The organism is Streptomyces murinus (genome assembly GCF_002154555.1).
GTDB lineage: Bacteria > Actinomycetota > Actinomycetes > Streptomycetales > Streptomycetaceae > Streptomyces > Streptomyces murinus.
This window is the reverse complement of the sequence record NZ_MUNF01000056.1, coordinates 1-26,908: the sequence shown is the minus strand read 5'-3', so window position 1 is coordinate 26,908 and position 26,908 is coordinate 1. Positions and strand designations below refer to the sequence as shown.

30 protein-coding genes and 1 pseudogene are annotated in these 26,908 nt (G+C 73.1%); 13 read left to right on the top strand and 18 right to left on the bottom strand.

From position 1 onward, the window contains the following. Nucleotides 1-35: 35 nt before the first annotated feature. From CCN72_RS04465 to CCN72_RS04455, 3 genes are all read right to left on the bottom strand, one after another. Nucleotides 36-251, bottom strand: a complete 216-nt coding sequence (locus tag CCN72_RS04465) for a ferredoxin (RefSeq protein WP_085568069.1) — start codon at nt 249-251, stop codon at nt 36-38. A gap of 12 nt (nt 252-263) precedes the next feature. Next, a complete protein-coding gene (locus CCN72_RS04460; RefSeq protein ID WP_086806410.1) occupies nt 264-1,493 on the bottom strand; it encodes a cytochrome P450 in 1,230 nt (409 codons plus the stop codon). Between the two features lie 162 nt (nt 1,494-1,655). Next, nucleotides 1,656-2,114 carry a nuclear transport factor 2 family protein gene (locus CCN72_RS04455; RefSeq protein ID WP_086806409.1) on the bottom strand — a complete coding sequence of 153 codons (459 nt, stop codon included), beginning with the start codon at nt 2,112-2,114 and terminating at the stop codon, nt 1,656-1,658. A 73-nt stretch (nt 2,115-2,187) separates the two neighbouring features. Between CCN72_RS04455 and CCN72_RS04450 the strand changes: the two genes are divergently transcribed. Further along, on the top strand, nt 2,188-2,637 hold the full coding sequence (locus tag CCN72_RS04450) for a nitroreductase family deazaflavin-dependent oxidoreductase (protein ID WP_086806408.1): 450 nt from the start codon (nt 2,188-2,190) through the stop codon (nt 2,635-2,637). A gap of 78 nt (nt 2,638-2,715) precedes the next feature. Here the strand turns inward: CCN72_RS04450 and CCN72_RS04445 are convergent, their stop codons facing one another. Next, nucleotides 2,716-3,687, bottom strand: a complete 972-nt coding sequence (locus CCN72_RS04445; protein ID WP_086806407.1) for a cation diffusion facilitator family transporter — start codon at nt 3,685-3,687, stop codon at nt 2,716-2,718. A 228-nt stretch (nt 3,688-3,915) separates the two neighbouring features. On the opposite strand from CCN72_RS04445, the gene CCN72_RS04440 reads away from it, so the two are divergent. Continuing rightward, nucleotides 3,916-4,932, top strand: a complete 1,017-nt coding sequence (locus CCN72_RS04440) for a glutathione S-transferase family protein (RefSeq protein ID WP_086806406.1) — start codon at nt 3,916-3,918, stop codon at nt 4,930-4,932. A 28-nt stretch (nt 4,933-4,960) separates the two neighbouring features. Further along, a pseudogene (locus tag CCN72_RS04435) lies at nt 4,961-5,245 on the top strand (DUF4235 domain-containing protein); the annotation flags it as partial. Between the two features lie 114 nt (nt 5,246-5,359). Here CCN72_RS04435 and CCN72_RS04430 read toward each other — a convergent pair. Together CCN72_RS04430 and CCN72_RS04425 are read right to left on the bottom strand one after the other, a co-directional pair. Then, entirely contained in the window at nt 5,360-5,824 is a 465-nt protein-coding gene (locus CCN72_RS04430; RefSeq protein ID WP_086806404.1) for a pyridoxamine 5'-phosphate oxidase family protein, read from the bottom strand. A gap of 130 nt (nt 5,825-5,954) precedes the next feature. Further along, nucleotides 5,955-6,722, bottom strand: coding sequence for a hypothetical protein (locus tag CCN72_RS04425; protein WP_244174125.1), 768 nt, complete (start codon nt 6,720-6,722; stop codon nt 5,955-5,957). 225 nt (nt 6,723-6,947) lie between these two features. On the opposite strand from CCN72_RS04425, the gene CCN72_RS04420 reads away from it, so the two are divergent. Further along, a complete protein-coding gene (locus tag CCN72_RS04420) occupies nt 6,948-7,898 on the top strand; it encodes an NADP-dependent oxidoreductase (protein ID WP_086806403.1) in 951 nt (316 codons plus the stop codon). Nucleotides 7,899-8,024: 126 nt separating this feature from the next. Next, nucleotides 8,025-8,405, top strand: coding sequence for an anti-sigma factor antagonist (locus tag CCN72_RS04415; protein WP_086806402.1), 381 nt, complete (start codon nt 8,025-8,027; stop codon nt 8,403-8,405). Nucleotides 8,406-8,427: 22 nt separating this feature from the next. Here CCN72_RS04415 and CCN72_RS04410 read toward each other — a convergent pair whose 3' ends face one another. The 8 genes from CCN72_RS04410 to CCN72_RS04375 form a co-directional block, all read right to left on the bottom strand. Next, a complete protein-coding gene (locus tag CCN72_RS04410) occupies nt 8,428-9,372 on the bottom strand; it encodes a ribose-phosphate diphosphokinase (RefSeq protein WP_086806401.1) in 945 nt (314 codons plus the stop codon). 43 nt (nt 9,373-9,415) lie between these two features. After that, nucleotides 9,416-11,587: an ArnT family glycosyltransferase gene (locus tag CCN72_RS04405; protein ID WP_086806400.1), complete on the bottom strand. Its 2,172-nt coding sequence runs from the start codon at nt 11,585-11,587 to the stop codon at nt 9,416-9,418. 153 nt (nt 11,588-11,740) lie between these two features. Further along, on the bottom strand, nt 11,741-13,510 hold the full coding sequence (locus CCN72_RS04400) for a complex I subunit 5 family protein (RefSeq protein ID WP_086806399.1): 1,770 nt from the start codon (nt 13,508-13,510) through the stop codon (nt 11,741-11,743). After that, a complete protein-coding gene (locus tag CCN72_RS04395; protein ID WP_086806412.1) occupies nt 13,510-13,857 on the bottom strand; it encodes a sodium:proton antiporter in 348 nt (115 codons plus the stop codon). The genes CCN72_RS04400 and CCN72_RS04395 overlap by 1 nt, the downstream gene beginning before the upstream one ends. A gap of 8 nt (nt 13,858-13,865) precedes the next feature. Continuing rightward, nucleotides 13,866-14,606: an MnhB domain-containing protein gene (locus CCN72_RS04390; RefSeq protein WP_086806398.1), complete on the bottom strand. Its 741-nt coding sequence runs from the start codon at nt 14,604-14,606 to the stop codon at nt 13,866-13,868. Beyond that, nucleotides 14,603-14,863: a Na(+)/H(+) antiporter subunit B gene (locus tag CCN72_RS04385; RefSeq protein ID WP_086806397.1), complete on the bottom strand. Its 261-nt coding sequence runs from the start codon at nt 14,861-14,863 to the stop codon at nt 14,603-14,605. Before CCN72_RS04385 ends, CCN72_RS04390 begins: the two co-directional genes overlap by 4 nt. 66 nt (nt 14,864-14,929) lie before the next feature. Beyond that, complete coding sequence (locus CCN72_RS04380; RefSeq protein WP_086806396.1) at nt 14,930-15,382, bottom strand: monovalent cation/H+ antiporter complex subunit F; 453 nt, start codon at nt 15,380-15,382, stop codon at nt 14,930-14,932. After that, nucleotides 15,379-15,573 carry a hypothetical protein gene (locus CCN72_RS04375; RefSeq protein ID WP_086806395.1) on the bottom strand — a complete coding sequence of 65 codons (195 nt, stop codon included), beginning with the start codon at nt 15,571-15,573 and terminating at the stop codon, nt 15,379-15,381. Before CCN72_RS04375 ends, CCN72_RS04380 begins: the two co-directional genes overlap by 4 nt. Nucleotides 15,574-15,863: 290 nt before the next feature. On the opposite strand from CCN72_RS04375, the gene CCN72_RS04370 reads away from it, so the two are divergent. Further along, nucleotides 15,864-17,105: a ricin-type beta-trefoil lectin domain protein gene (locus CCN72_RS04370; protein WP_086806394.1), complete on the top strand. Its 1,242-nt coding sequence runs from the start codon at nt 15,864-15,866 to the stop codon at nt 17,103-17,105. A 9-nt stretch (nt 17,106-17,114) separates the two neighbouring features. Here the strand turns inward: CCN72_RS04370 and CCN72_RS04365 are convergent, their stop codons facing one another. Beyond that, nucleotides 17,115-17,360 carry a hypothetical protein gene (locus CCN72_RS04365; protein WP_085568051.1) on the bottom strand — a complete coding sequence of 82 codons (246 nt, stop codon included), beginning with the start codon at nt 17,358-17,360 and terminating at the stop codon, nt 17,115-17,117. Between the two features lie 151 nt (nt 17,361-17,511). On the opposite strand from CCN72_RS04365, the gene CCN72_RS04360 reads away from it, so the two are divergent. Then, nucleotides 17,512-18,552, top strand: coding sequence for a PHP domain-containing protein (locus tag CCN72_RS04360; protein ID WP_086806393.1), 1,041 nt, complete (start codon nt 17,512-17,514; stop codon nt 18,550-18,552). A 48-nt stretch (nt 18,553-18,600) separates the two neighbouring features. Then, entirely contained in the window at nt 18,601-19,260 is a 660-nt protein-coding gene (locus tag CCN72_RS04355; protein WP_086806392.1) for an HAD family hydrolase, read from the top strand. Between the two features lie 269 nt (nt 19,261-19,529). Here CCN72_RS04355 and CCN72_RS04350 read toward each other — a convergent pair whose 3' ends face one another. Then, entirely contained in the window at nt 19,530-20,423 is an 894-nt protein-coding gene (locus CCN72_RS04350; protein WP_086806391.1) for an alpha/beta fold hydrolase, read from the bottom strand. A 254-nt stretch (nt 20,424-20,677) separates the two neighbouring features. Between CCN72_RS04350 and CCN72_RS04345 the strand changes: the two genes are divergently transcribed. The 3 genes from CCN72_RS04345 to CCN72_RS04335 all read left to right on the top strand — a co-directional run bounded on the left by CCN72_RS04345 (nt 20,678) and on the right by CCN72_RS04335 (nt 22,867). After that, complete coding sequence (locus CCN72_RS04345; protein ID WP_086806411.1) at nt 20,678-21,709, top strand: SDR family oxidoreductase; 1,032 nt, start codon at nt 20,678-20,680, stop codon at nt 21,707-21,709. Nucleotides 21,710-21,777: 68 nt separating this feature from the next. Continuing rightward, the gene (locus CCN72_RS04340) at nt 21,778-22,044 is read left to right on the top strand and encodes a hypothetical protein (RefSeq protein WP_086806390.1); all 267 of its coding nucleotides are present in this window, start codon (nt 21,778-21,780) and stop codon (nt 22,042-22,044) included. Nucleotides 22,045-22,114: 70 nt separating this feature from the next. Then, nucleotides 22,115-22,867: a dienelactone hydrolase family protein gene (locus CCN72_RS04335; RefSeq protein WP_086806389.1), complete on the top strand. Its 753-nt coding sequence runs from the start codon at nt 22,115-22,117 to the stop codon at nt 22,865-22,867. Between the two features lie 40 nt (nt 22,868-22,907). Here the strand turns inward: CCN72_RS04335 and CCN72_RS04330 are convergent, their stop codons facing one another. Next, nucleotides 22,908-24,200 carry an ROK family transcriptional regulator gene (locus CCN72_RS04330; protein WP_086806388.1) on the bottom strand — a complete coding sequence of 431 codons (1,293 nt, stop codon included), beginning with the start codon at nt 24,198-24,200 and terminating at the stop codon, nt 22,908-22,910. Between the two features lie 141 nt (nt 24,201-24,341). Next, a complete protein-coding gene (locus CCN72_RS04325) occupies nt 24,342-25,226 on the bottom strand; it encodes a DUF3626 domain-containing protein (RefSeq protein WP_086806387.1) in 885 nt (294 codons plus the stop codon). A gap of 83 nt (nt 25,227-25,309) precedes the next feature. On the opposite strand from CCN72_RS04325, the gene CCN72_RS04320 reads away from it, so the two are divergent. Together CCN72_RS04320 and CCN72_RS04315 are read left to right on the top strand one after the other, a co-directional pair. Beyond that, complete coding sequence (locus CCN72_RS04320; protein ID WP_086806386.1) at nt 25,310-25,804, top strand: FBP domain-containing protein; 495 nt, start codon at nt 25,310-25,312, stop codon at nt 25,802-25,804. A gap of 93 nt (nt 25,805-25,897) precedes the next feature. Beyond that, on the top strand, nt 25,898-26,908 hold a 1,011-nt coding region (locus CCN72_RS04315; protein ID WP_208637915.1), incomplete at its 3' end, for an FUSC family protein.

The following is a 26,908-nucleotide window of genomic DNA, read 5'->3' as shown; positions in this document are numbered from 1 at the left end:
CCCCTCGCCACCCCCGCTCAGTCCGCTCAGCCCACCTACGCCTCCGCCTCCGCCGTCGCGGAGTCCGTCACGGTGATCGCGCCCACCGGGCACGCCCGGGCCGCCTCGCGGACGTTCGGGTCGCCCGCGCCGTCCTCGCGGCCGGGGATCAGCATGCTGAACCCGTCGTCGTCCTGGGTGAACACGCCCGGCGCGGTCAGCGCGCACTGGCCCGCGCCGATACAGACGTTCTTGTCGATCTCGATGTGCATGAGCTGAGCCTCTTACCAGGTCACGGGGAGTTCCAGCATCCCCTGGATCGTGTCGCCGGGTTTGAAGGGAATCTCCTCGGCGGGCGCGGCCAGCCGCAGTCCCGGCAGCCGGGCGAGCAGGGTGCCGAGGGCGATCTCCAGCTCCGCGCGGGCCAGGTTCTGGCCCAGGCACTGGTGGATGCCGAACCCGAACGCCACGTGGTGACGGGTGGGCCGGTGGAAGTCCAGGGCGTCGGGTTCGTCGTACTGACCCGGGTCCCGGTTGATCACCGACGTGGAGAAGAAGACGCCCTCACCGGCCCGGATCGTGGTGCCGTCGATCTCGATGTCCTGGAGCGCCACCCGGGCCAGCCCGTCGGCGATGGACAGCATCCGCATCAGTTCCTCGACGGCCGCGGGCAGCAGCGCCGGATCCGCGCGCAGCTCGGCCAGCCGGCCGGGGTTCTGGAGCAGGGTGAAGGTGCCCAGCGAGATCATGTTGGCGGTCGTCTCATGGCCCGCGACCAGCAGGATCACCGCGAGCGAGACGACATCGGCGCGCTCCAGCGTGCCCTGGCTCAGCTGCTGGTGGACGAGGTCGTCGAGGACGCCGTCACCGGGCTCGGACTGCCGGGCCTTGGCGTCGACGAGACCGCCCAGATACTCCTCCAGGCGGTCGCGGGCGCCCTGGCTGTCCGCGGCGGTCGGCCCGCGCAGCAGCCGCCGGGACTGCTCCTCGAAGAACTCGTGGTCGGCGTAGGGCACGCCGAGCACATCGCAGATCACCATCGACGGCACGGGCAGCGCGAAGGCGGAGACCAGATCGGCGGGCGGTCCCTGTTCGATCATCGTGTCCAGCAGGCCGTCCACGATCCGCTGGATGGCGGGCCGCAGCCCGCCGGCGCGTTTGAGGGTGAACGACGGGATCATCATCCGCCGCTGCCGCTGGTGCTCGGGGTCGTCCTGACCGAGCAGCGCCACCCGCCGGTCGCGGACGCCCTCGAAGCGGGGGGAGATCGACGGGAACTCGCCGCGGCGGCGGTCGCTGGACAGCCGGGGGTCGGCGAGCAGGGACCGGGCGATGGCGTGTCCGGTGACCATCCAGACCTCGCGGCCGTCGTACAGGGTGACGCGCGCCAGGGGCCGGGCCTCGCGCAGCGGGGCGTAGCCGGTCGGCGGGTGGTAGGGGCAGGTGCGGTCCTGGGGGAAGGCGACGGGGTCGGCCGGGGTCGCCGGGCCGGTGATGTCCGTCAGTTCCGTCATGGAAAGACCTCGCAGACGAAGAAGTGCGTCGTGCCGATCTTCATTAGATGCCTCAGGCACCTATGGGTCGATGACAAGTTCAGCCACTTCAAGGATCCTCCCGATCCGTCCGAATCGCGAAGGTAGGAGGGTCCGGTTCCGGCCAGACGGCGCAACCGCCGCTCACCGCGCCCCGGCGGCCCCCTCGTGCGGGGCGAAGGCGCGGGCCACGGCGAGGCTGTCCTCGTACACGTGGTGGCGTACGACGAAGCCCTCGCGGACCGTGAGACGCAGGGCGAAGCGGGCGGTGTAGGAGCGGCCGGTCGGTGCGGCCGTCTGCCGTAGGACGCCGAGGACGACCGCGTCCTCGCCGTCGATCAGGACGCGCTCGACGCCGGTGTCCGCCTTCTCGGGGACATGGTGGGCGGCCAGCTCCCGGAAGTGGGCGGCCGCGTCGGCACGGGTGGCGCGGTGCCGGATCCAGGGGGTGTCCGGGCGGCCGTGCTCCTCCTCGGGCCAGTCCAGCCGCCAGTCGCAGTCCTCGGCGTACAGCTCGGCGATCCGGTCCGGGTCGCCCGCGCCGATCCTGGCGAGGAGTTCCTGGACCACCTCACGGGTGTCGGGGGTGGAGTCGTACATCATGGATGAAGCATGCGTGCGCCGGTGTCGGAACCGGTGCACATTCATACGTGGGAGCGACGAAGGGGACGGATCCATGCCTCTCAAGGGTGAGTACGAGCCGAGCCCGGAGCAGTGGGTACGCGATCAGGTGGACTTGTACGAGAGCTCCGGCGGGACGAAGGGGAACACCCTGCTGGACACCGGGATGCCGGTCATCGTCCTGACGACGAAGGGCGCGAAGAGCGGGAAGATCCGCAAGACGCCGCTGATGCGGGTGGCGCACGAGGGCGCGTACGCGGTGGTCGCCTCGCAGGGCGGCGCGCCGAAGCACCCGGTGTGGTACTTCAACGTCAAGGCCGATCCGCATGTCGAGTTGCAGGACGGCCCGGTCAAACAGGACATGCGGGCCCGTGAGGTCACCGGCGACGAGAAGGCCCGCTGGTGGGAGCGTGCGGTCGCCGCCTACCCGCCGTACGCCGAGTACCAGCAGAAGACCGACCGGGAGATCCCGGTGTTCGTGCTGGAGCCGGCCGAGGGAAGCTGACCGGCGCCGAGGCGATGCCCGCCGGAGATTTCTACACCCGGCAGGTGTGAACCCTCTCCGGCACGGGCAGTCGTGCCGTCAGGCCCCGCCGCGTTCCCCCGTCGCGGCGGGGCTCTGTCGTACCTCGCCGTCCGGGCTGTCGGTGACGTCGAGGAAGATCTGGTCGGCGGCCGGGAACGTCGCGGCCAGCGAGCGCTTGATGCGGTCGGCGACCTCCTCGACACGTTCGCTGTCCAGGCCCGGCGCCAGGTCGATGCGGGCGGCCACCAGGGTGGAGTCGAGGCCCAGTTTCATGGTGAACAGCGACTCCACGCTGTCGATCTCCGGCTGCGCCCGCAGCAGCGCGCGGATACGGCCGCTCAGCTCCGGGTCGGCGGCCTGTCCGATGAGCTGATCGCGGGCCTCGCGGCCCAGTCGGTAGGCGACGTAGACCAGCAGGACCCCGATGGCGAGCGAGGCGGACGCCTCCCAGGCGACCTGCCCGGTGGCCATGTGCAGGGCCATCCCGGCGATCGCCAGGCTCACGCCGAGCACCGCCGTGCCGTCCTCGGCGACCACCGTGCGCAGCGCCGGATCGCGCAGGGCCGCCCGGCCGCCCCGCGCGCGCACCTGATGCAGGGCGCGCAGCAGTGAGCCGCCCTCGGCCAGCAGTGCCACGCCCAGCACGATCAGGCCCACCACATAGCCGCGGGACGTCTCCCGGGTGCCCTGGCGCAGTGCCTCGAAGCCCTGGAAGAAGGAGAAGCAGCCGCCCATCACGAAGATCCCGACGGCGGCGAGCAGCGACCAGAAGAAGCGTTCCTTGCCGTAGCCGAAGGGGTGCCGGGCGTCGGCGGGGCGGCGGCTGCGGCGCAGGGCGGCCAGCAGGAACACCTCGTTGAAGGAGTCGGCGACCGAGTGCGCGGCCTCCGAGAGCAGCGCGGGCGACCCCGAGATCACGCCTCCGACGGCCTTGGCCACGGCGATCAGCAGATTGGCCCCGAGGGCGACGAGGACGGTGACCCGGGTACGGCGGTCGCTCGCCCGGCTGCGCCGCTCGCGGGCCCGCATCCGGCGGCCGGCGGCCGGGGCGCGCTCATCGGCGCGGGCCGCTCCCGTCGGGGCGGCCTCGTGCTCCTGTCGTTCCGGTGATGTTCCGCTCACGGGGGCCGACTGCCCGGGGGCCCGGGAATCACACCGTGCGGGTGCCCGGAAACGGGGAAGTCGGTGCTCTGACGGAGAAGTCGGCGCTCCGGGGCCCGGCGGTGAGGGTCCGGGACCCGGAGGCGAGGAGGAGACATGGGCGGTGACGGCAACCGCGCCTACGGCCACAAGAGCTTCAGCCGGTCGCGCAGCCATTTCCGGGACCGGATCACGGCGGACGGCCAGGACGGGTGGCCGGTGGCGGCGGGGCGCTACCGCCTTGTGGTGTCGCGGGCGTGCCCCTGGGCGAGCCGGGCGGTGATCTCCCGCCGGCTGCTCGGCCTGGAGGACGCGCTGTCCATGGCGGTGGCCGACCCGATCCAGGACGACCGCAGCTGGCGGTTCACCCTGGATCCGGACGGCCGGGACCCGGTGCTCGGCATCCGCTACCTCGGCGAGGCGTACGACCGCCGGGAGACCGGGTATCCGGGCGGGGTGAGCGTGCCCGCCGTGGTGGACGTGGACAGCGGGAAGCTGGTCACCAACGACTACCAGCAGCTCACCCTGGACCTCGCCACCGAGTGGACGGCCCTGCACCGCGAAGGCGCCCCCGACCTGTATCCGGCGGCCCGCCGCGACGAGATCGACGAGGTGATGGCCGGGGTGTACGAGGACGTCAACAACGGCGTGTACCGGGCCGGGTTCGCCACCCACCAGGAGGAGTACGAGAAGGCTTGCGCGGGGGTCTTCCGGCGGCTGGAAATGATCGCCGAACGGCTGGCCGGACAGCGGTATCTGGTCGGCGACACCCTCACGGAAGCGGACATCCGGCTGTTCACCACGCTGGTCCGTTTCGACCCGGTCTACCACGGCCACTTCAAATGCAACCGCTGGAAGCTGGCGGAGGACCCGGTGCTGTGGGCGTACGCCCGTGACCTGTTCCAGACCCCGGGGTTCGGCGACACCGTCGACTTCGACCACATCAAGCGGCACTACTACCAGGTGCACACCGGTATCAACCCGACCGGCATCGTGCCGCTCGGACCCGAGCTCGCGTCCTGGCTGAGCCCGCACCACCGCGAGGAGCTGGGCGGCCGGCCGTTCGGCGACGGCACGCCCCCGGGCCCGGTGCCCGAGGGCGAACGGGTGGCCCCCGCGGGCCGCCCCGTATGAGAACCCCCTGACGAGGAAGGAGTCATCCATGTCCAAGTCGAAGAAGACCAAGCTCCCCTTCGTCTACCAGCCGATCGGTTTTGTGCTCAGCTGGGCGAGCGGCGCGGTCGCCGGTCTCGCCTTCAAGCAGGCGTGGAAGGCGATCCGGCACGAGGACGACGCGCCCACCGCCCTGGACGAGGACCGCCGGCTGCGCGACATCCTGCTGGCCGCCGCCCTTCAGGGCGCGATCTTCGCGGTGGTGCGCAGCGCCGTGGACCGCACCGGGGCCAAGGCCATCGCACGCTCGACGGGCGTGTGGCCGGTGGCCGAGGACCACGAGAACGGCGCGGAGAGCAAGGCGGGCAAGGCTGGCAAGGTCGGCAAGGAGAGCAAGCGGGACAAGGGCGGCAAGCGGGGGTGGCGTTGAGCCGCCGCCCGGCGCGCGTCAGCCGTCGAGCAGCCACCGGCCGTCGCGCATGAGGTCCCGCCCGGGCAGCTCGTTCGCCTCGCGCCAGGCCTGGATGCGCTCGGGGACGACCCGGAAGTACAGATAGCGGGTGGCGAGCCGCCGGGGGTCGAAGCCGGTCTTGCCCGCGAAGACCTCCGCGTCCTCCTCGGGCAGGTCCTCCGGGCTCACCGACTGCACGCCGCCGTCCACGACGACGACGTCCCGGGTCGTCCCGATGCCGAGCCTGACCCGGCCGCTGTCGACCAGATTGCGGCCGGTGGGGCTGTCGGCCGGGGTGGCGAACAGCAGGAGGGCGCCGTCCCAGACGAACGACAGCGGCACCAGATAGGGCGCGCCGCCGTCGGGTCCGGCCGTGGCCACCCAGGCGTCCTCGTCGTGGTCCAGCCGGTGCAGGGTGTCCTTCTTGCGCTGCTCGGCGGTGCGGGCGGGCGGCGGGGTCATCGCGTTCGGCCTCCTGATGGGATGCGGGTGCGCTCCAGTGTGCCGCCGGGCGGGGCCCGCGCATGAGGTTTGTCCCCGACGGCGCGTCTTCGCACCGGGCCCGTCCCCGGCGTACGTCCGGCCCCGGATCTCAGTCGCAGTTGACCCCCGCCTTCGGGCGGGGCCACGCCTCCGCCCCGTGGGACGCACGGACGTAGGCCGTGGCCCGGCCGGGGGTGAGCCACAGCCGCTCGTCGCGGTGCCGGTACCCGGTGTCGTACGCGTCGGCGGGCAGGGCGCGCAGCCGGCCGACGTACGGCGCGCCGAGGAAGCCGTCACGTGCGAGGACGCCCTCGGAGTCGCGGACGTAGAGCCGGTCGCCCAGGCCGAGGAAGCGGGCGGGTCCCCAGCCGCAGTGGTCGGGACCGGGTGAGGTGTAGAGCCGGGTGACCGGCACCCGGCTGCCGTCGCGGCCGGTCCAGATCTCCCACACGGTGGTGGCGGTGAACCGCTCGGGGAGTTCGGCCGGGTCGCGGGAGGCGCTGGTCTCGGGGCCCCGGCCGGGCCGGTCGCGCTGGTCCCTGGCCACCACGACGGCCGCCTTGGTACGGCCGCCGACGTCGAAGGAGTACAGCACCCGGCCGGTCTCCCGGCGCTCCGCCCGGTAGCCGTACGCGGGTACCTCCGGCTCGTCCATGTCGAAGTAGCGGGCCGGCCCCTCCTCGGGGGTGGCGCCGCCCTCGGCGGTGCTCCAGGGGTCGGGCCCGCCGCCGTCGAAGATCGTCCCGTCGCACTCCAGCGCCCGCCCGGCCGCCCCGGAGGCCGCGAGCAGCGCCCGTGTGCCGCTTCCGCCCGCCTCGTGGGTGCGGACGTGGAGCGGTCCGCCGTACGGCCGCGCCGGCGGGGTTCCCCGCACCACCAGGCCAGAACCTGGTCCCGTGGCCGCCCGCGCCGCATCCCCCCACCACCACGGCCGTCACCGCCGCCGACGCCATCGCCCTCAGCCCTGCGCGCATGCTCCGCCCCCGCCTCGCCTCGTTCACCGGATCCGTACGCCCCCTGGACGCGGGAGCGGGCCCGAACGTTCGAAACTCCGTCATGGAGCCGATTCGCCGCGGGGCGGCGCGGGGCAGGCTGGGGGACCATGAACGATGTGACCACCATGCGAGCCATCGGCCAGGACGTCCTCGGCGGCCCCGGGGTACTGCGGGAAGTGACGCTGGAGCGGCCGGAGCCGCGGCCGAACGAGGTGCTGGTCCGGGTGCGGGCCGCCGGGCTGAACCCCACCGACTGGAAGCACCGCGCCACCGGCGGGTTCCTCGGCGAGCCGCCGTTCGTGCTCGGCTGGGACGTCTCAGGGGAGGTCGCCGGGACCGGGATCGGCGTGGCCGAGTTCCGGCCCGGCGACGAGGTGTTCGGCATGCTGCCCTACCCCTTCGGACACGGCTCGCACGCCGAGTACGTGATCGCCCCGGTCCGCGCCCTGTGGCACAAACCGGCCTCGGTCGACCACACCCAGGCGGGCGCGCTGCCCCTGGTGTCGCTGACCGCCTGGCAGGCCCTGACCGAGCGGGCCGGGGTACGGCGGGGGCAGCGGGTGCTGATCCAGGCGGCGGCCGGCGGGGTCGGGCATGTGGCCGCGCAGATCGCCGCGGCGCACGGCGCCCATGTGATCGGCACGGCGAGCGCGGCCAAGCACGGCTTCCTGCGGGAGATCGGGGTGGCCGAGCCGATCGACTACCACGCCACCGATGTCACCGAGGCGGTACGGGACGTGGACGTCGTCCTGGACACCCTCGGCGGCGAGACGGCCCTGCGCTCCCTGCGGACACTGCGCCCCGGCGGGATCCTGGTGTCGATCCTGCCGGTGGGCTCCCGCGCACTGTACGAGGAGGCCGAGCGGCTCGGCGTACGGGCGGTACGGATGCTGGTGGACGCCGACCGGGCCGGAATGCGGTCGGTCGCGGAACTGGTCGAGTCGGGGAAGCTGAGGGCATCGGTCGCCGGGACGTACCCGCTGGCCGACGCCGCGAAGGCGCACGAACAGGGGGAGACCGGGCGCACCACGGGGAAGCTGGTGCTGCTGGTCGACTGAACGGCCCGCGGACACGCGTGAAACCCGAAGACATATGTCAATCGAACATGCTCAAATTCCTTCCATCGAGGGTAACTTGACGGTCGGAGATCCGACGTCCGGGCGCGGGTGGGAGGTGATGCCGAGGTGCGACGGGAACCCGTGTCCCTCACCCGGCATCTGCGCGTGTACGCATACCGTGCGTACACCGTCCTGGAGTTCCGGGGCGAGATCGACATCATCGCGGCGGACGAGATCCTCCCGCTGCTGGACCGGGTCACCGGCCGCCCGGGCGCCCGGGTCGTGCTCGATCTGCGGCCCGTGGAGTTCTTCGACTGCTCGGGGCTGCGCCTGCTCTACCGGGCGCGGGCCCGGATCCTCGGGCACGACGGGCAGGTGCATCTGGTGTGCACGCACCCGCTGACCCTGCGCGTCCTGCGGGTGACGGGCCTGTCCCGGCTGCTGCCGCCGCACGCGACGACGGACGCGGCCCTGGCGGGAGCCGGGTCCGCGTCCGGTGCGCGCTGAGGGAGCCCGGGGACGGGAGGGCTCACCCCTCCTCGAACAGGGCGCTGACCGACTCCCCGTTGTGGATGCGCCGTACCGCCTCGGCGAGGGCCGGGGCGATGGACAGGACGCGCAGCTTGTCGGTGTGCTCGTCGGCCGGGATCGGCACGGTGTTGGTGCAGACGATCTCCAGCACGTCCGGCTGTGCGCCGATCCGCCCCAGCGCACCGGCCGCGAACAGCCCGTGCGTGCATGCCACCCGGATCGAACGTGGGCCCAACTCGCGCAGCCGGTCGAGGAGTTCGAGTACGGTACTGCCCTTGGCGATCTCGTCGTCCAGCACGATGACGTCCCGCCCGGCGATGTCGCCGATGACGGCGCTGATGCTCACCCGGTCGTCCGCGTACCGCTGTTTGGCGCCGGCCGCCACCTGCGCGCCGATGCGCCGGGCGAAGGCGGCGGCCTCCTTGGCGTTGCCGAGGTCCGGGGAGACCACCGTGGTGCGCGACAGGTCGTACTGCCGGAAGTGCGCGGCCAGTTCGCGCAGCGCGTGCAGATGGTCCACCGGCACCGAGAAGAAGCCGTGCACCTGCGGGGAGTGCAGGGTCATGGCGAGGACCCGGCTCGCGCCCGCGGCCACCATCAGATCGGCGACGAGCCGGCCGCCGATGGAGATCCGGGGCGCGTCCTTCTTGTCGGAGCGGGCGTAGGAGTAGTGCGGCATGACGACGGTGATCCGGGAGGCGGAGGCGCCCCGGGCCGCGTCGCACATCAGCAGCAGCTCGACCAGGTGTTCCTGCACCGGCTTGACCAGCGGCTGGATCAGGAAGACGTCCCGTTCCCGGCAGTTGGCCTGGAGCTGTACCTCCAGGCAGTCGTTGGCGAACCGGCTGACCCTGGTCGGGCTCAGCGGCACCCCCAGATGCGCGCAGACCTCCTCGGCCAGTTCGGGGTGGGCACTGCCGCTGAAGACGGCGATGTCTCGCACGATCTGCTCCTCGCATGATCATTCCGGGCTGCCGCCGCTCATGCTACTGGCCGGGGCCGCAGCGGTAGAGCGTCCGGGCGGTCCGTCCGGGTGCCGGGGGCGCGGCGGGGGTGTCCGTGCCGCCGTACGCCGAGGCGGGGACCTTCGCGCAGGTGGCCGCGACCCAGTCGGCGATCCGCGTGGCCGCGGTCGGCCCGGCGGTCATGTTCCCGGTACCGGCGGCCGACGGGCCGAGCCCCGCGGGGCCGCCGGCGAGCACGTACCGGACCTGCCCGGCCGCCACCAGCCGCCGGAAGTCGGCCGGTGCCGGGAAGGGCACCTTGCCGCTGAACCCGCCGAGCGGCAGGACGTCGGCGCCCGCCGACAGGATGTACGGGGAGGCCGCGTTCCAGCTGGTGGTGGCGAACACATAGCGGGCCCCGCCCCGGTGGGCGCGGGTGTAGTCGAGGAGTCGGCGTTCGTCGGGGGTCAGGGAGCCGTCCGAGGCGATGCCGGCCAGGGCGGCGAAGCCGGCGGGGGAAGCCGTGCGCGCGCCGACGGCCTGCGGTCCCGAACTCCCCCGCGACCGCTCGCGGTTGGGGGTGGTCGGGCCGACCGAGCCCATGCCCGAGGTGCCGTACGCCGGGTTGAAGACCTGCACCGCCCAGGCGCTCGGGGCGACGAGCAGGGCCGCGAGGGAGGCGGCCAGCCCGGTGAGCGCCAACCGGCTGCCGGTGCGCGGCCGTTCGGGCCGGGCGAGGGCCAGCAGGACGACGGCGGCGAGGCCCAGCGCGGCGACCGCGGGGGCGAGCCACGGCAGGAAGGAGGCGGCGAAGCGGTCGGCGAGGCACACGCTCCACACCGTGGTCGCCGCCACCGCGCCCGGCAGGGCCCAGGCGCGCCGCCCGCCCGCGCGGTGGGCGCGCCACATCTGCACCGTCCCTGCGCCGGTGAGCGCGGCGAGCGGCACCGCGATCACGCCCATGTAGTAGGTGTGCGGGCCGACGCTTCCGGCGCTGAACACCAGGAAGTAGGTGGCGAGCCAGGCGCCCCACAGCAGGAATCCGGCGCGCGAGGTGTCGGTGCGCGGCCGGCCCCGCCGCCAGCGCAGTCCGCAGACGACGGCCGCGGCGGCGAACGGGTAGAACCAGCCGGTCTGGGCCGCAAGGGTGGTCCCGAACATCTTCGCCCACCCGTTCTGCGCGCCGCCGAACCCGCCCGCGGCCAGCGGTGCGGCGCCCGGGGCCGGCTGCGCGCCCTGCCGCTCGGACGTCCGGTGCGTGGTCGCGCGTACGGCCCCGGGCCCCGCCGCTCCCGGCTCCCGCTCGCCCCGGTGCCCGCCGCCCTGCGTCGCGCTCACGCTCCCGGTGGCGGCCGCGCTGATGCCGAGCGAGCCGAAGCGGTTCAGGAAGTTGTAGCCGACGACCATGCTGAACGCGGAGTTGTTGGTGGTGCCGTCCACGTACGGGCGGTCCTTGGCGGGTACCAGGGTCACCGCGAGCATCCAGGAGGCCGAGACGGCGGTCGTCACCAGGGCGGCCAGGCCGAGGTGGGCGAGGCGGCGGCGCAGCGCGAGCGGGGCCGAGACCAGGTACACCAGGGCGAGGGCGGGCAGGACGGCCCAGGCCTCCAGCATCTTCGCCTGGAAGGCGGCGCCGACCCAGACCCCGGCCAGCAGCAGCGGGCGCGGCCGGCCCGCCCGCGCGGCCCGCTGGGTGGCCTCGGCGGCGAGCAGCAGGCACAGGGTGAACGCCGGGTCCTCCACCGAGGTACGGAACAGTCCGACGGCGACCGGGGTCACCAGGAACGCCGTGGCGGCGAGGAGGGCCGCGTGCGTCCCGGCCCAGCGGTGCACCAGGCGGTACAGGACCAGCATGCTCGCCACGCCCTCCAGGACCTGGGGCAGGGTCAGGGTCCAGGGGTGGAAGCCGAGGAGGCGGGCGGACAGGGCTTGCGGCCACAGGAATCCCGGGGATTTGTCGAGCGTGATGGAATTCGCTGGGTCGAAAGAGCCGTAGAAGAACGCCTTCCAGCTTCCGGTCATGCTGCGGGCCGCGTCGGCGTAGAAGGTGTGGTACTGGCTATGGGTGATTCCCCATGCGTAGAACACCGCGGCGAGCACGGTCAGGAACAGCAGTGCCGGACGGGCGTACGAGGGCTCACCCACCGGGGCTTTCCACGGGGCGCGGCGGCCGGTGCCGGTGGCGGCGGTCGCGTCGAGAACGTTTGTTGCCATGCCCGGAAGTTTTGGTCACGCCGGGCGCCCGGCACGCCGTGTCGGGCCTTCTTCAAGGAAACTCTCATCGCGAACAGGGCAATTCTTTGATCGCACGATACGGAATTTGCTCTGGTAAAGCGGAGTCATTACCCACGGCGTGACGACCGCCCGTCAGCCGCCGAGTACCCCCGGCAGGGCCAGGGCCGCCAGCAGGGTGCTGCCCAGCAGCAGCCAGGCGACGTAGTCGCCGACGTGGCCGGACTGGAGGCGGCGCAGGGGTGTCGTCCACGCGGGGGCGGACGGGCGGTGGGAGCGGGTGACGGCGGCGGTGGCGAGGGCCACGGCGAGGGCGGCGGAGACCAGGCCGAGCAGCACGCCGTGGAGGGTCCAGACGGCCGAGGCCCGGGCGCCGCCCGAGCCCGCCTCGTTGACCGAGCGGGCCACGAGGTCGCCGAAGCCCGGGACGACGCCCATGGCGAGGGCCGCCGCGAGGAGCACGGCCGGGACCGTCGTCATCGTGTCGGGCACCCGGCGCAGCAGTTCTGATGTCTCGGGCCGCTCCGCCGAGCCGCTGGTCTCGTACGCGTCGGTGTCCTCGGGTGGCGGCCCGAGCCCGAGGAAGACCCGGGCGGCGACGCGCAGCACCGCGCCCGCCGTGACCGCGGAGGCGAGCACGTACACCACCGTGAGCGGCCCGCCGACCGCCTCCTCGCTGACCGCCTTGCCGAGCCCGGTGCCGAAGGGCGGCAGCCCCGCGAGGGCGAGCCCGCCGACCGCGAACAGCACTCCCGTGGCCCGTAGTTCGCGCGCCCGGCCGTGCAGTTCGTGCTCGTCCACGCTGCCGAACCGGTCGAGGAGCGCGCCCGCGCAGGCGAACAGGGCGGCCTTCGCCCCGGCGTGCCCGAGGATGTACAGGGCGGCTCCGTCGTCGCCCTCGGGGGTGAGCACGCCGACGGCGACCAGGAACAGGCCGGTGTGCGCGATCGTGGAGAAGGCGAGCAGCCGTTTGATGTGCCGCTGGTACCAGCACATGACGGCCCCGGTGACGGCCGTGAGCACGCCGAGGGTGACCAGGGCGCGGGTCAGATCGGCGGCCGGGATGCCGCCGGGTCCGGCGAAGACGGTGCCGTAGACCCGCCAGACGCCGTAGACACCCAGTTCCACCATCACCCCTGACAGCAGCATGCACACCGGGGTGGGGGCGACGGCGTGCGCGTCGGGCAGCCAGAAGTGGAAGGGCACGGTGGCCGCCTTCACCAGCAGCCCGGTCAGCACCAGGACGAACGCGGCGAGGACCAGCGCGTCCGGCCCACCGTGTCCGGCCGTGGCGTCCAGGCCCCGGCCGATCTTGGACATCGACAGCTCGCCGGTACGGGCGTAGAGCAGGCCGATGCCGGTCAGCATGGCGTACGCGCCGAGCGAGTTGACGACCCCGAAGGTCAGCGCGCCCTGTACGGCCTTGGCCTCGTCGATACGGAAGCCGGTCAGCGCGTACGCCACCACGCTCATCAGCTCGAAGAACACGAAGGCGTTGAACAGGTCGCCGGCGAGGGCGAATCCGCACATGGCGCCCTGGAAGACCAGCATCAGCGCGGGGAACGAACCGGCGTGGCCGCGCGGTCGCTCGTCGAAGTAGCGCCAGGAGTAGGCGAGCGCGGAGAGGGCGAGAAGGGAGACAAGGGTCGCCATGCCGAGGGAGGGGCCGTCCCCGATCACCTCGATGCCGACGCTCTCCCCGCCGACGGGCACCCAGCCGCCGACCCATTCGACCATGGGCGGCGAGGAGTTCAGCAGCAGGACGAGGGCGAGCGCGGCCGTCGCGGCGCAGACGAGGAGGCCGGTCAGCTCGGCGGCGGGCCGCGGCAACCGGCGCCCGGCGGCGGCCAGCAGGGCGGCCCCGAGCAGCGGCACCGCGACGAGGAGCGGAAGCAGATGGTGCATCAGCCGCGCAGCTCCCGCAGTTCGTCCGGGTCGAGGGTGCCGTGCCGCTTGACGATCTGGAGCACCAGGGCGAGCAGCAGCGCGGTGACGGTGGCGCCGACCACGATGTCGGTGAGGGTGAGGGCCTGTACCACCGGGTCCACCAGCGGCTGTGAGCCGGGCTTGATGTCCGAGAAGACGGGTGCGGTGCCACCGAAGCGGTAGCCGACCGCCAGCAGCAGGACGTACGTGGACGCCTGGCACACCGCCAGACAGCCGACGCCATGGATCAGATTGCGGCTGGTGGCGAGGCCGTAGCAGCCCGTCAGGAAGACATAGGCGGCGACCAGGTACGGCAGGACCTGCATCAGGGTGCTCACCCTCCGTTCCCCTCCTCGATCTCGACGGCCTGGTCGAGGAAGTTGGCGAGCAGGACGACGACCGCGCTCGCCACCTCCACGCCGACGGCCGCGTTCAGCAGCGGGACGGCGCCGCCGGAGGACAGCGTGTTGAACGTGCCGTACGGCAGCAGCGTGTTGGCGAGGAACGCGGTCCCGGCCAGCACCCCGGCGAGGCCCAGCACCGCGTACGCGCAGACGGACAGGGCGTCGGCGGCCTCGAAGGCGCCGAGGGGGCGGACGCGTTCCAGCGCGCGGTAGTCGGCGCCCAGGTACAGCAGGTGCAGGGCGGTCGCGGCGACCACGCCGCCCTGGAAGCCGCCGCCGGGGCTGAGCTGGCCGTGCGCGATGACGTACAGGCCACAGACCAGGGCGACGGGGACCATGAGGAGGGCGTAGCGCCGTACGGGCCGGGACACCTCGGCGGGTTCGGGCCGCTCCCGGTGTTCGTCGCGGGCCTGGCGCAGCAGCACCACACAGCCGAGGACGGCGGCGAACAGGATGCTCATCTCGCCGAGGGTGTCGTAGGCGCGCTGGTCGAAGTTGACGGAGGCGATGGTGTTGGCGGTGTGCCGGGCGAGGGAGGCGCGCACGGCCCGGGTGCCGTAGGGGTGCGAGCGGCCGCCGAATCCGGGCAGGTCGAGGCAGGCGGCGGTCAGCAGGGCGGCGAGGCCCGCGCCGCCCGCGGCCAGCACCCACAGCCGCAGCCGCCGGCTCACCGCGCGCCGTCCCGGTCCCGGCCGCGCCGCCGGATCTTGCGCACCGACAGCATGATCAGCAGCGGGGTGAGGGCGGCCCCGACCGCGAGCTGGGACAGGCCGACGTCGGGGGCCTGGAACACGGTGAACAGGACGGCCAGGAGCATCCCGAGCACGGACAGCACGAGTGCCTGCCGGGCGGGATCGCGCTGGGCGACGGCGGCGGTCGCGGTGGCGGCGACGAGCAGCAGGGCCACGAGGATCAGCACATCGGTCATACGACACCTCTCCTGCTCCCGCTGCCGGTTTCCCGCCTGTTCCCCCTGCCGCCCTCCCGTCCCGGGTCAGCCACCCCGCACCCCCCGGAAGCCGCCCGACAGGGACAGGGAGGCGATCAGGTTGCCGCCGATCAGCAGCGCGCCGATCACCAGCAGTTTCACCATGGCCCGGCCCGGTCCGGTGGCCGCGCAGAGCGCGATCACGACCGCGGCGCCCACCCCGGCCGCGGCGTAGGTGAACCCCCAGGCGCTCGGTCGCCGTCCCTCCAGGTCCTCGTGCAGCAGCCGGGCGAAGACCAGGGTGCCGACCGGTCCGAGGAGGGCGAGCAGCAGGGCGAGATCGACATAGGCGGGGCGGCCGTACCCCTGCGCGAGCAGCAGCAGGGCCGGGCACAGGGCGGCGGTGGTGAGGTTCTGGGCGAGGACGCGGCGGGCGGTGGGGCCGGTGGTCACGCCCCACAGGGCGGCCGCCCCTCCCCCGCCGAGTTCGACGGTCGCGGCGAGGATCCAGCCGTTCACCGCCAGGTCACCGCCCGCCGGCCGGCCCGTGCCAGCAGCGCGCCCGCGGCGGCGACGCTCGCGCCGACGATCCGCTCCAGGGTGTCGACGGTGCTGATCAGCACCAGCCAGAGCAGGGCCAACGCGCCCCACCACAGGAGGAGTTCACCGGCGGCGAGGAGGACCGCACGAGGCGTCGTACGCCGTCGCATCCGCCGCCTCCTCTGTCCCCGCTCTTGTCCGGCCGCATCCGGTTCGCGGCGGTGTGTCCGCCGCGCCGCTCGGTGCATCCAAGCACCGCCGGGCCCCTGGCGGGGCGGCGGCACGCGGGTCCGCGGGCGGAGTGCCCCGGGAGCGTGAACGGAAACCGGTGGCATCCCACCCCGTCAACAGCAGGTCTGCACCAGCCTCTTGACGCCCACTTATCTCACTCCTTAAATCAAGAGACATTGCTTCATCCGAGAGCCTCCCCCCAGAGCCTCCCCCCACCGATCGGAGAGCCATGGCCTCCCCCCGTCTGCTCCGCGGCTGTCTGTTCGCCGCCCTGTCCGCCGCGCTGGTCGGCGCGGCCGCCGTCGGCCCCGTGCAGGCGCGACCCGCCGACCGGATCGCCCCCGCCGCGACCGTGAGCACCTTCTCCGACACCTTCGACGGGCCCGCGGGCTCGGCGGTCGACCCCTCGAAGTGGACCCAGGAGACGGGCGACAACGTCAACAACCACGAGCGGGAGTACTACACCTCGGGCACCAACAACGCGGCCCTGGACGGCCAGGGCCATCTGGTGATCACGGCCAAGAAGGAGAACCCGGCCGGATACCAGTGCTGGTACGGCAGTTGCCAGTACACCTCGGCGCGGCTGAACACGGCCGGGAAGTTCAACGCCCAGTACGGGCATGTCGAGGCGCGGATGAAGATTCCGCGGGGCCAGGGCATGTGGCCCGCGTTCTGGATGCTCGGCACGCCGGTGAACTGGCCGGACTCGGGCGAGATCGATGTGATGGAGAACGTCGGGTTCGAACCCTCGACGGTGCACGGCACCATCCACGGTCCCGGTTACTCCGGCTCGGGCGGCATCGGCGCCGCCTACAGCCTGCCGAACGGGCAGGCCTTCGCGGACGGCTTCCACACCTTCGCCGTGGACTGGGCGCCGAACTCCATCACCTGGTCGGTGGACGGCACCGTCTACGAGCAGCGCACGCCCGCCGATCTGGGCGGCAAGACCTGGGTCTACAACGACCGGCCGTTCTTCCTGATCCTGAATCTCGCGGTCGGCGGCTACTGGCCCGGCGACCCGGACGGCAGCACCCAGTTCCCGGCGCAGCTGGTGGTGGACTCGGTCTCCGTCACGACCAGCGACACGGCGGCGGGGCTCCCGATCCGGGGGCTGGCCGGCAAGTGCGCGGACGTGGCCGGCGCGAACTCCGCGAACGGCACCCCGGTCCAGCTCTACGACTGCAACGGCACCGCCGCGCAGTCCTGGACGGTCGGTTCGGACGGCACGATACGGGCGCTCGGCAAGTGCCTGGACGTGACCGACCGGGGCACGGCGGACGGCTCGACGGTCCAGCTGTGGGACTGCACCGGCGGTGCCAACCAGAAGTGGACCGTCACCGGCGCGCACGACATCGTCAACCCGCAGGCGAACAAGTGTCTGGACGCCACCGGGAACAACTCGGCCAACGGGACGCGGTTGCAGATCTGGACCTGCACGGGCGGTGCCAACCAGAAGTGGACGGTGGGCTGAGACGGCGGCTCAGTGCAGGGTCCAGGTGTACTTGCCGCCGCCGACCCAGCGGACCACGTCCGGATCGTCGAGGTCGTGGATGGTGATCCCGTAGGCGGCGGCGACCTCCAGCACATCGGTGACGTTCCGGGCCTCGCCGATCACCTCCCCGTCGATCTCCATGATCCGGAAGGGCGGCTGCCCCGGCTTCCCCGGGCACACGCCCAGCACCCAGATCCGCGGCTGAGGGATGTAGGGGGCTGCTTGTTCGGTCATGCAATTCAGATTAGGACGGAACGTCCTGGAAGGGGGATCCGCGGGCCCCGATCGCCGTAGGGGCGCGGCGCCGTCGGGGGTGCGGGTGGTGTGTGGCCGATCGCGCGGCTCCCCGCGCCCCTGCGGGGCGCCCGGTGTCAGCCTTGGCCGTATGGATGCCGTCGCCGCCCTGGAGCGGATCGCGTTTCTGCTGGAGCGCTCCTTGGCGCCCGGCTACCGGGTACGGGCGTTTCGAACGGCCGCCCGGGTGGTGGACGGGCTCCCGCCCGGGGAAGCGGCCGCACGGGCGGCGGACGGGTCGCTGGAGTCGCTGAAGGGCATCGGGCCGAAGACGGCGCAGGTGGTGCGGGAGGCGCTGGCCGGGGAGGTGCCGGGATATCTGCGCAAGCTGGAGGAGGAGAGCGAGGACCTCGGCCGCGAGGGGCCCGGGGCCGCGCTCCGGGCGCTGCTGCGGGGGGACTGCCACACGCACTCGGACTGGTCCGACGGGGGCAGTCCGATCGAGGAGATGGGGCGGGCGGCGGCCGCGCTCGGCCATGAGTGGACCGTCCTCACCGATCATTCGCCGCGGCTGACCGTGGCCCGGGGCCTCTCTCCGGAGCGGCTGCGCGAGCAGCTGGATGTCGTCGCCGATTTGAACGCTCGCTGGGCGCCGTTCCGGCTGCTCACCGGCATCGAGTGCGACATCCTGGACGACGGCTCCCTGGACCAGGAGCCCGAGCTGCTGGGGCGGCTGGACGTGGTCGTGGTGTCCGTGCACTCCAAGCTGCGGATGGACGCCCGCGCCATGACCCGCCGCATGGTGGCCGCCGTACGCGATCCGCACGCCGATGTCCTCGGGCACTGCACCGGTCGCCTGGTCACCGGCCGCGGGCGCCCGGAGTCGCGGTTCGACGCGGACGAGGTGTTCGCCGCCTGCGCCGAGTCGGGCACCGCCGTGGAGATCAACAGCCGCCCCGAGCGGCTGGACCCGCCCCGCCGGCTGCTGCGCCGGGCGGTGGCCGCCGGGACCCTCTTCGCGATCGACACCGACGCGCACGCGCCCGGCCAGCTGGACTGGCAGATCCTGGGCTGCGCCCGCGCCGAGGAGTGCGGGGTACCGGCCGAACGGGTGGTCACCGCGTGGTCGGCGGACGAACTGCTGGGCTGGACGCGCGAGGGGCGGGTGCCGGCGCGCGTGGCGGGCGCCTGACGTGGTACCCGGTCCCGAGCCGCAAGAGCGACAGAGAGGGTCTTCGGGATGGAGCCGCGCGCCGCAGTCTTCGATGTCGACGGAACCCTCGTCGACACCAATCATCTGCACGTCGTCACCTGGTGGGAGGCGTTCCGGCAGGCCGGTCACACCGTGCCCATGCACGCCGTGCTCCGCGCCGTCGGCCTCGGCTCCCCGGACCTGATCGCGCAGCTGCTGGGCGAGGACCGCGACCGCGGGCGGGACGCGCAGCTCAGCGCGGCGCACAAGGCGCTGTACGGGCAGTACTTCGACCGGCTCCCCGCGCTGCCGGGCGCAGGTGAGCTGCTGCGACGGCTGCACCGGGACGGCTGGACGGTCGTCCTCGCCACCTCGGCGAGCGGCGCGGAGCTGGGCGCGCTGCGCCGGGCCATCGACGCGGACGAGGCGATCGAGGCCACCGCGAGCAGCGACGACGTGCAGGAGGGCAAACCCGCTCCGGAGCCGGTGGAGCACGCGCTGGAGCTGGCCGGGGTGCCGGCCGAGCGGGCGGTGTTCGTCGGGGACACGGTGTGGGACATGCGGGCGGGCGCCAGGGCCGGGGTGCGGTGCCTGGGCGTGCTGTGCGGCGGGATCCCCCGGGCCGATCTGGCACAGGCCGGTGCGGAGGAGGTCTACGCGGACCCCGCAGATCTGCTCGCCCACCTCGGCGACAGCCCGCTGACCTGAGCGTTTCGCCGTGTGGCACAGGTCACCGGCGGGGGTGGAACAGGGGCTGCCGGCCGCCCGTTGAACCAGGCGTGGGTACGGACGGGACAGTGTCCCCGGGCCTCACCTTTTGCCCACAGGGACGATCGTTCGGCTGAAGCCCTGTGGAGCCTTTCGCCGAGAGGCGACCGCCGTCCGCACCCACTCTCAGACCGCCCCGGCCGTGAATCCCCCCGTCACGGCCGGGGCTTCCTCGTTTCCGGGTCGCGCGCCCCCGGCCGTCGGCCTGCCTATCCGCCGATGCCCGCCGCGGCCAGCATCCGGCAGATCCCGGTGGTGGCCGCCGTGGCCCCGGCCGCGCCGAGGAACTCCCGCAGGTCCGCGGTGAGGCGTTCCGCGTGGGTGAAGAACAGGCCGTGACCGCCGTTCTCGTACACCTTCAGGACGGCACCCGGCACCAGCCGGGCCAGCCGCTCACCCGTATGGGCCAGGGGCGCGGAGGTGTCATGGGTGCCGTGCACGACGAGCACGGGTACGTCCACGGCGGGCAGCTCGGCGGTGAGATCGAGGCCGGTCACGACGGACCGTACGCCGGTGGCGGCGCGGGGCGTGGCCACCAGGCAGCGGTCGATCAGATAGCGGGTATAGGCGTCGGAGACCTCGTTTCCCGCGCTGGTGACGGCGAAGAACGCGTCCGCGAATCGGGTGAACCAGGCGGGCCGGTCGCGCCGGAAGGACTCCTCGTCGGCCCGTACGATCGCCGGATCCAGGCCGTCGGGCAGCCGCTCCGACCGGATGATGCCGGGGCTGACCCCGCAGACCAGCGCGGCCCCGGCCACCCGGGACGAGCCGTGCCGGGTCAGGCAGCGCAGCACCTCAGCGGTGCCGACGGAGTGCGCGATCAGGGTGACCTCGCGCAGGTCGAGGTGGTCGAGGAGCCCCTGGAGGTCGTCGGCGAGGGTGTCGAGGTCGTACCCCGACCAGACGTCGTCCGAGCGCCCGTGACCGCGCCGGTCCAGGCCCACACAGCGGTATCCGGCCTCGGCGAGCGGCAGCATCTGGTGCTCCCACATCTCATGGCCGAGATAGGCGCCGGCGACGAAGACGGCGACGGCACCGCAGGCGGGACCGTGGTCGGCGTAGTGCAGCCGGGTGCCGTCGACGGGGCTCTCGTAGTACGGCATGGGGGGCCTCCTCTGAATGCGGCGCGCGAGCACCGGCGGGCGCGCGGGGGCAGCGGTCCGCCGATGATCCCGATGGTGCCCAAAACGGACCGCGCGGTCGATTACCCGGCACGTCAAGCACGTGTGTCCGAGTCCCCGGTACGCGTGTGCGGGCGGACCGCCCGGGTACCCGGCCGGTCGTCGCGGACCCTGCGCAGATCGCAGGCCCTGCGCCGAAAGGCGGACCCTTCGCCGAAGGACGGAAGGAGCCGATGGTGAGCAGCTCAGCGGGGAGCACGGTGGTGGTCACGGGGGCCACCGGCAATGTCGGTACGAGCGTGGTGCGCCTGCTCTCCCAGGATCCCGGGGTCGCCTCGGTACGGGGCCTCGCGCGCCGGATGCCGCAGTGGTCGCCGCCGGGGACCGAGTGGTCCGCGGTCGATCTGGCGTCGGACCGGGCGGACCTCGCGGAGCAGTTCGCGGGCGCGGACGCGGTGGTCCATCTGGCATGGGCGTTCCAGCCGACGCACGATCCGGCGGCCACCTGGCGGACCAATGTGCTCGGCGGCATCCGGGTGTTCGAGGCGGTCGCCGCGGCCGGGGTGCCGGTGCTGGTGCACGCCTCGTCCGTGGGCGCGTACTCACCGGGTCCCAAGGACCACGCGGTGGACGAGTCCTGGCCGACGCACGGCTGGCCGGACGCCGCGTACTGCCGGGAGAAGGCGTATCTGGAGCGCACCCTGGACGTGTTCGAACGCGACCATCCGGACGTACGGGTGGTGCGGATGCGCCCTGCGTTCCTGTTCAAGCGGGAGTCGGCGAGCGAGCAGCGCCGGATCTTCGGCGGCCGCTTCCTGCCGGGACCGCTGGCCCGGCCCGAGCTGCTGCCGCTCCTGCCGGACGTCCCCGGTCTGCGCGTCCAGGCGCTGCACACCGACGACGCCGCCGAGGCCTACCGGCTCGCGGTGCGCTCGGCGACGGCCCGGGGCGCCTTCAACCTCGCGGCCGACCCGCCGCTCGACGCCGCGGTCCTCGGCGAACTGCTCGGCGCGCGTCCGGTACGGCTCCCGCGTACGGCGGCCCGCTCGGCCGTCGCGGCGGCCTGGAACCTACGGCTGCTGCCGGCGTCCCCGCATCTGTTCGACGCGGTGCTGCGGCTGCCGCTGATGGACTGCACGCGCGCGCACCAGGAGTTGGGCTGGCGGCCCCGTTGGACGGCGACCGAGGTGCTGGAGGAGTTCCTTGAGGGACTCCAGCGGGGCAGCGGGCTGGACACGGCGCCGCTGCGCGGCCGCAAGGTGGGCTGATCCGCGATGACGCTCTGACCGCACGCCAAGACCTGACCGCACGGCAAGGGGAGGAAGGCGAGAACATCATGGCCGCACAGCGCGCACAGGAACCCGTGGGGGCACCGGAGCCGGACCCGGTCCCCAGGGACATGCCCGACCAGCAGGCGCGGTCCGACGATCCGTGGGACCTGCCCGCGGACAAGGGCGACGGGGACGACAGGGGCGGAAGGGAGGGCGGGGATCCCGGGGACGGACTGCCGGACACGGACGAGGCCGGTACCGGTCCCCGTGGCGCGCCGCGCACCGCGACGGTCCACCCCGAGCACCCGGGCCTGGACGAGTCACCTGCGTGAACGCCCGCTGTCCCCCGCACGGTTGATCTCCCTTGCGCGCGTCCGGCGGCGACGGCGAGAATGGTCGATCATGCTCACCGACACTCTGCGCATTCCCACCCCGGACGGCGTCGCCGACGCGTTCGCCGCCTGCCCCGACGACGACCGGCCCCACCCCGCGGTGCTGATGTACCCCGACGCCTTCGGCCTGCGGCCGGTACTGGAGGAGATGGCCCGGGAACTGGCCGGACACGGGTACTACGTGCTCGTGCCCAATGTCTACTACCGGCAGGGCCCGGCGCCGCTGATCGACCTGCCCGAGCACATCGGCGAGGAGATCCGGCCCAAGGTCATCGCCCAGCTGATGCCGCTCGTCGACGCGCACACCACCGAACGCGTCCTGCGCGACGCCGACGCCTACCTGGCCTTCCTGGCCGACCGGCCCGAGGTCGCCGCCGGGCCCCTCGCCGCGATCGGCTACTGCATGGGCGCCGTCCTGGCCATGCGCACCGCGACGGCCCATCCGGACCGGGTGGCCGCGGTCGCCGGGTTCCACCCCGGGTTCCTGGTCACCGACGGCCCCGACAGCCCGCATCTGCTCATCCCGGAGCACCTCACCGCCGAGGTGCATCTCGGCCTCGCCGAGAAGGACATGACGCCCGAGGCCATCGCCACGATCGAGAAGGCGTTCGAGGCCGCGGGCGTCGGCCACGGCACCGAGGTCTACCCCGGCACCATCCACGGCTTCACCATGTCGGACACCGACGCCTTCGACGCGGCCGCGTTCCAGCGCCACTGGGACCGGCTGCTGCCGCTCCTCGGCCGCACTCTCACCGCGGCCTGAGGCCGCGACCGCCGCTTCCTGAAGGTGCGTCAGGCGCCCGTCACGCGCCCGGAGTCCGCTCCCGCAGCGCCGTCCGCCAGGCGGGGAGCGGGCTCTCGGGGGCCGGGGCCGGGCGGTGGCCGCCACTGCTGAAGAAGTCGGCCAGGGGGAGGATCGCGGCGCCGACGGTCACGGCGTCCGGACCGAGGCGGCCGAGTTCGATGGTGACCTTGTCGGCGGGGTGCCGCAGCGCGTACGTGGTCGCATGCCGGCGTACGGCGGGCAGGAACCGGGTGCCGAGCTGGAGCCCGGCCCAGCCGCCGACGATGATCCGCTCGGGCTGGAAGAGGTTGATCAGGTCGGACAGGCCCGCCCCGAGGTACTCGGCCGTCTCCTCCAGGACGGCCAGCGCCACCGGGTCCGCCGCGCCGGTGTCCGCCGGGTAGGCGGCCGCGAGCATGGCGGTGAGCGCGGTCTCCTCGTCGGCCCCGGCCGGCGGCCTGCCGCCCTCCTCGCGCCAGCGGGCGAGCAGCGACTCGGCGCCCGCGTACGCCTCCAGGCAGCCCGGAGCGCCGCAGCGGCAGCGGCGCCCGCGCACCCGTACCGTCAGATGCCCCCACTCGACGGCCCGCCCGCGCTCCACCTCGGGGGTCACCAGGCAGGCGCCGACGCCGGAGCCGAACAGCACGACGACGGCGTTGCGGGCACCGCGTCCCGCGCCGAACCACATCTCGGCCTGGCCCAGGGTCTTGGCGCCGTTGTCGATGAAGTACCGCACGCTCTGCGGCAGTTCGGAGGTGGCCCGGAGCAGCTGCTCCAGCGGGACCGCGTCCCAGCCGATGGTCTGCCCGTGGACGACGGCACCCCGGTCGGCGGTGTGCTCGACGATGCCGGGGACACCGACCCCGATGCCCAACAGCCGCTCGGGCACGGCCCCCTGGGCTTGCAGCACCTCGGCGACGCCCTCGCGGATATGTCCGGCGATGACCTCGGCGTCGTACCGCTGGGCGGTCAACGGGCTTTCGGTGCGGGCGAGTTCGTTCAGGGCCAGGTCGAACAGCTCGACCCGCACCCGGGTCTCGCCGACATCGACGCCGATCATCTGTCCGCTGTCCGGGGCGACCCGCAGCAGCGTGCGCGGTCGGCCGCCGTCGGAGTCGACGCTGCCGGCCTCCTCGACCAGTCCGTCGGCGACCAGATCGGCGACCACATTGCTGACCGATCCGGAGCTGAGACCGGTGGCCGGCCCCAGCTCGAACCGGCTCAACGGGCCGTCGAAGTACAGCCGCTGCAACACGGCGGTGCGGTTGCCCCGCCGAAGGTCACGCACCGTGCGCCCGTTCCGCCCCGCCATGCGGCTCCTTTCACGAACCATGCCCGACCTGCAACATACTCCTTCGGGCGACCGGAACGCGACTTTCCACCAACCCTTAGTTCATGCTGTGAGCTAAGCAAGAACCCGGTGAGTTCCGCTCACCGGACCGGAACCGCCGGCTCAGCCCGCCGCGCACACCCCCTCGGCGCGCGCCGTGCCCGCCCCCTCCGGCGCGCCGAAGCGGGCCAGGGTGTGCCAGAGCATTTTCAGGTGCTGGGGGTCATGGTCGCCGGTGCGGGCCGCGTCGCCGAGGTGGCGGGGGGTCAGGAGGCCGTCGGAGGCGAGGCGGGTGCCGAGGGAGGTGTATCGCGGGCCCCGGTAGTCGGCGTGGTGGTGGAGGCGGTCGGTGGTGAGGGCGTAGCCGGGGTGCCATTCCAGGGGGAAGGGGAGGTGCCGGGCGGCCGCCTCCACCGGGGTGCCGCGGTAGCTCGCGTCCAGGACCAGGGCCTCGACGTCCCGGGCGAGCAGCACTCCCCCGTGGACATGGCTCTCGATGTAGTCGTCGAGGGCGTCCCGCTCGTCCGCCTCGGCGAGGGTGATCAGTCCCAGCGCGGAGGCCACGCCGAAGTCCGTGGGTTCGGCGGCGCTGTCCGGGTAGCAGAAGGTCGCGCGGGCCGTGGCCCGGGCGGTGAGCCGTAGGTGCGAGGAGCCGAACCGCGGGGCGGCGCCCACCACTTGGCGGCGGAAGTCCAGCGCGCCGTACACCGGCCGCGCCGCGGGCTCGGCGTCGTCGTAGGCGCCCCCGAAGATCCGGCTCTCCCAGCGCCACCGGTCGCCGCCCCGGTGCGCGGTGAGCCCGCCGTTGCCGGTACCGGTGACGAACTGGGAGTGGTAGACGCCGTCCCGGGCGAGCGAGGTGAGGATCGGCAGGCCGCCCGAGAGCCGGTCCGGGTGGAAGTTGAGGGTGATGCGCGGGCCCGGGGCGAGCGGGGGGCCGCAGGCGCGGGCGGCCACATGGCGCAGTGCGCGCAGGGCATGCGTCGAAAGCCCGTCCGGGAAATCCATTGGCCCGCCCTCCCCTGAGGTACCTAGGCTGATCAGGGGCCCCATCTTCCCGGGTCCGGCGCACGCACGACGAAGGATTTTCCATGAAGCCGCTCACCGAGCAGGACATCCGTAGCTCTTTCGTGAACTGCTCGAAGGGTGAGGCCAAGCGGCTCGCCGTGCCGCGGGACCTGGAGGAACGGCCCTGGGAGGACCTGGACTTCCTCGGCTGGCGGGATCCGGGCGCGCCCGACCGCAGCTATCTGGTCACCGAGCGGGAGGGCCGCCTGACCGGCGTCGCGCTGCGCTACCCCTCCTCCCAGCGCGGCTTCCTGCACCGCAGCATGTGCTCCCTGTGCCTGACCACCCATCGCGGCGGCGGGGTCTCCCTGATGACCGCGCGCAAGGCGGGCACCGCAGGCCGCGAGGGCAACTCGGTCGGCCTGTACATGTGCACGGACCTGGCGTGCTCGCTGTATGTGCGCGGCAAGAAGACCCCCGACACCGGGATGCGGATCGAGGAGAGCCTGACCGTGGAGGAGCAGATCGCGCGGACGACGGGCAATCTGGCCGCGTTCCTCGACAAGCTGTACGTCTGAGTCCACCGGCCCCACCCCGCCGGATGGCCCAGCCCCGCACCCCCCTCGAACAGCCACGTTCGACGCACCCGAGGAACGGGAACAGGCCAAGGGATGCACTGGGTACGCAAGGGGACCGAGGGGCTGCTGCGCCTGGCGAAGCGTCGCCGGGAGCCGGTGGTCGTCCAGACGCTGCGATCGGCCACGGCGGCGACGATCGCCTACGTCATCGCGCTCCGGCTCAGTCCGGAGCCGGCCCCGCTGACCTCGCCGCTGACCGCGCTGCTGGTGGTCCAGGTGACGTTCTACGCCACCCTCACCAATGGCATCCGCCGGGTGAACGCGGTGGTGGCCGGCGTCCTGGTCGCCATCGCCTTCAGTGTGCTGGTGGGCCTGACCTGGTGGAGCCTCGCGCTGCTGATCGTGGCCTCGCTGGGCGTCGGCCATCTGGTGCGGGTGGACGAGTACGTCGCCGAGGTGGCGATCAGCGCGATGCTGGTGCTCGGGGTGACCACGGTCGGGTTCACCGCCTGGGCGCGGATCGTGGAGACGCTGATCGGCGCGGTCGTCGGCACCGCCTGCAATCTGCTGCTGCCGCCGCCCGTGTGGGTGGACAAGGCGAGCGAGTCGATCGAGAACCTGGCGCGCCGGGTGCGGCAGTTGATGCTGCGGATGGGTGAGGAGGCCGCAGACCGCATCCCCTGGGAGCGGGCGGCTGAGCGGCTGCACGAGGCGCGCCGGCTGGACCAGTACATCGCGGAGGTCGACGCCTCGCTGCGGCAGGCCGAGGACAGTCTGCGGCTCAATCCGCGGGTCAAGGAGGGGCTGCTGCACCGGGTGGTGCTGCGCACCGGTCTGGACACGCTGGAGATCTGCACGGTGGTGCTGCGGGTGCTGGCCCGTTCCTTCACCGACCTGGCGAAGGCCCGCGAGTCCGATTATCTGTTCCCGCCCCGGGTCGGGGCGACCGTGGCGGAGCTGCTGTCGGAGATCGGCGACGCGGTGGTCAGCTTCGCGGTGCTGGTGACGGCCCATCTGAGTGCGGACGCCGAGTCCGCGGAGTCCCGGCTGACGGCCGAGCTGCACACCGCGGCCGGCACCCGGGACCGGCTGGCCGAGCAGCTG

Coding starts and splice junctions, on each gene's coding strand:
- CCN72_RS04465 (WP_085568069.1), bottom strand. CDS start 251: ATGCACATCGAGATCGACAAGAACGTCTGTATCGGCGCGGGCCAGTGC.
- CCN72_RS04460 (WP_086806410.1), bottom strand. CDS start 1,493: ATGACGGAACTGACGGACATCACCGGCCCGGCGACCCCGGCCGACCCC.
- CCN72_RS04455 (WP_086806409.1), bottom strand. CDS start 2,114: ATGATGTACGACTCCACCCCCGACACCCGTGAGGTGGTCCAGGAACTC.
- CCN72_RS04450 (WP_086806408.1), top strand. CDS start 2,188: ATGCCTCTCAAGGGTGAGTACGAGCCGAGCCCGGAGCAGTGGGTACGC.
- CCN72_RS04445 (WP_086806407.1), bottom strand. CDS start 3,687: ATGCGGGCCCGCGAGCGGCGCAGCCGGGCGAGCGACCGCCGTACCCGG.
- CCN72_RS04440 (WP_086806406.1), top strand. CDS start 3,916: ATGGGCGGTGACGGCAACCGCGCCTACGGCCACAAGAGCTTCAGCCGG.
- CCN72_RS04430 (WP_086806404.1), bottom strand. CDS start 5,824: ATGACCCCGCCGCCCGCCCGCACCGCCGAGCAGCGCAAGAAGGACACC.
- CCN72_RS04420 (WP_086806403.1), top strand. CDS start 6,948: ATGAACGATGTGACCACCATGCGAGCCATCGGCCAGGACGTCCTCGGC.
- CCN72_RS04405 (WP_086806400.1), bottom strand. CDS start 11,587: ATGGCAACAAACGTTCTCGACGCGACCGCCGCCACCGGCACCGGCCGC.
- CCN72_RS04400 (WP_086806399.1), bottom strand. CDS start 13,510: ATGCACCATCTGCTTCCGCTCCTCGTCGCGGTGCCGCTGCTCGGGGCC.
- CCN72_RS04395 (WP_086806412.1), bottom strand. CDS start 13,857: ATGCAGGTCCTGCCGTACCTGGTCGCCGCCTATGTCTTCCTGACGGGC.
- CCN72_RS04385 (WP_086806397.1), bottom strand. CDS start 14,863: ATGACCGATGTGCTGATCCTCGTGGCCCTGCTGCTCGTCGCCGCCACC.
- CCN72_RS04375 (WP_086806395.1), bottom strand. CDS start 15,573: ATGCGACGGCGTACGACGCCTCGTGCGGTCCTCCTCGCCGCCGGTGAA.
- CCN72_RS04370 (WP_086806394.1), top strand. CDS start 15,864: ATGGCCTCCCCCCGTCTGCTCCGCGGCTGTCTGTTCGCCGCCCTGTCC.
- CCN72_RS04365 (WP_085568051.1), bottom strand. CDS start 17,360: ATGACCGAACAAGCAGCCCCCTACATCCCTCAGCCGCGGATCTGGGTG.
- CCN72_RS04360 (WP_086806393.1), top strand. CDS start 17,512: ATGGATGCCGTCGCCGCCCTGGAGCGGATCGCGTTTCTGCTGGAGCGC.
- CCN72_RS04355 (WP_086806392.1), top strand. CDS start 18,601: ATGGAGCCGCGCGCCGCAGTCTTCGATGTCGACGGAACCCTCGTCGAC.
- CCN72_RS04350 (WP_086806391.1), bottom strand. CDS start 20,423: ATGCCGTACTACGAGAGCCCCGTCGACGGCACCCGGCTGCACTACGCC.
- CCN72_RS04340 (WP_086806390.1), top strand. CDS start 21,778: ATGGCCGCACAGCGCGCACAGGAACCCGTGGGGGCACCGGAGCCGGAC.
- CCN72_RS04335 (WP_086806389.1), top strand. CDS start 22,115: ATGCTCACCGACACTCTGCGCATTCCCACCCCGGACGGCGTCGCCGAC.
- CCN72_RS04330 (WP_086806388.1), bottom strand. CDS start 24,200: ATGGCGGGGCGGAACGGGCGCACGGTGCGTGACCTTCGGCGGGGCAAC.
- CCN72_RS04325 (WP_086806387.1), bottom strand. CDS start 25,226: ATGGATTTCCCGGACGGGCTTTCGACGCATGCCCTGCGCGCACTGCGC.
- CCN72_RS04320 (WP_086806386.1), top strand. CDS start 25,310: ATGAAGCCGCTCACCGAGCAGGACATCCGTAGCTCTTTCGTGAACTGC.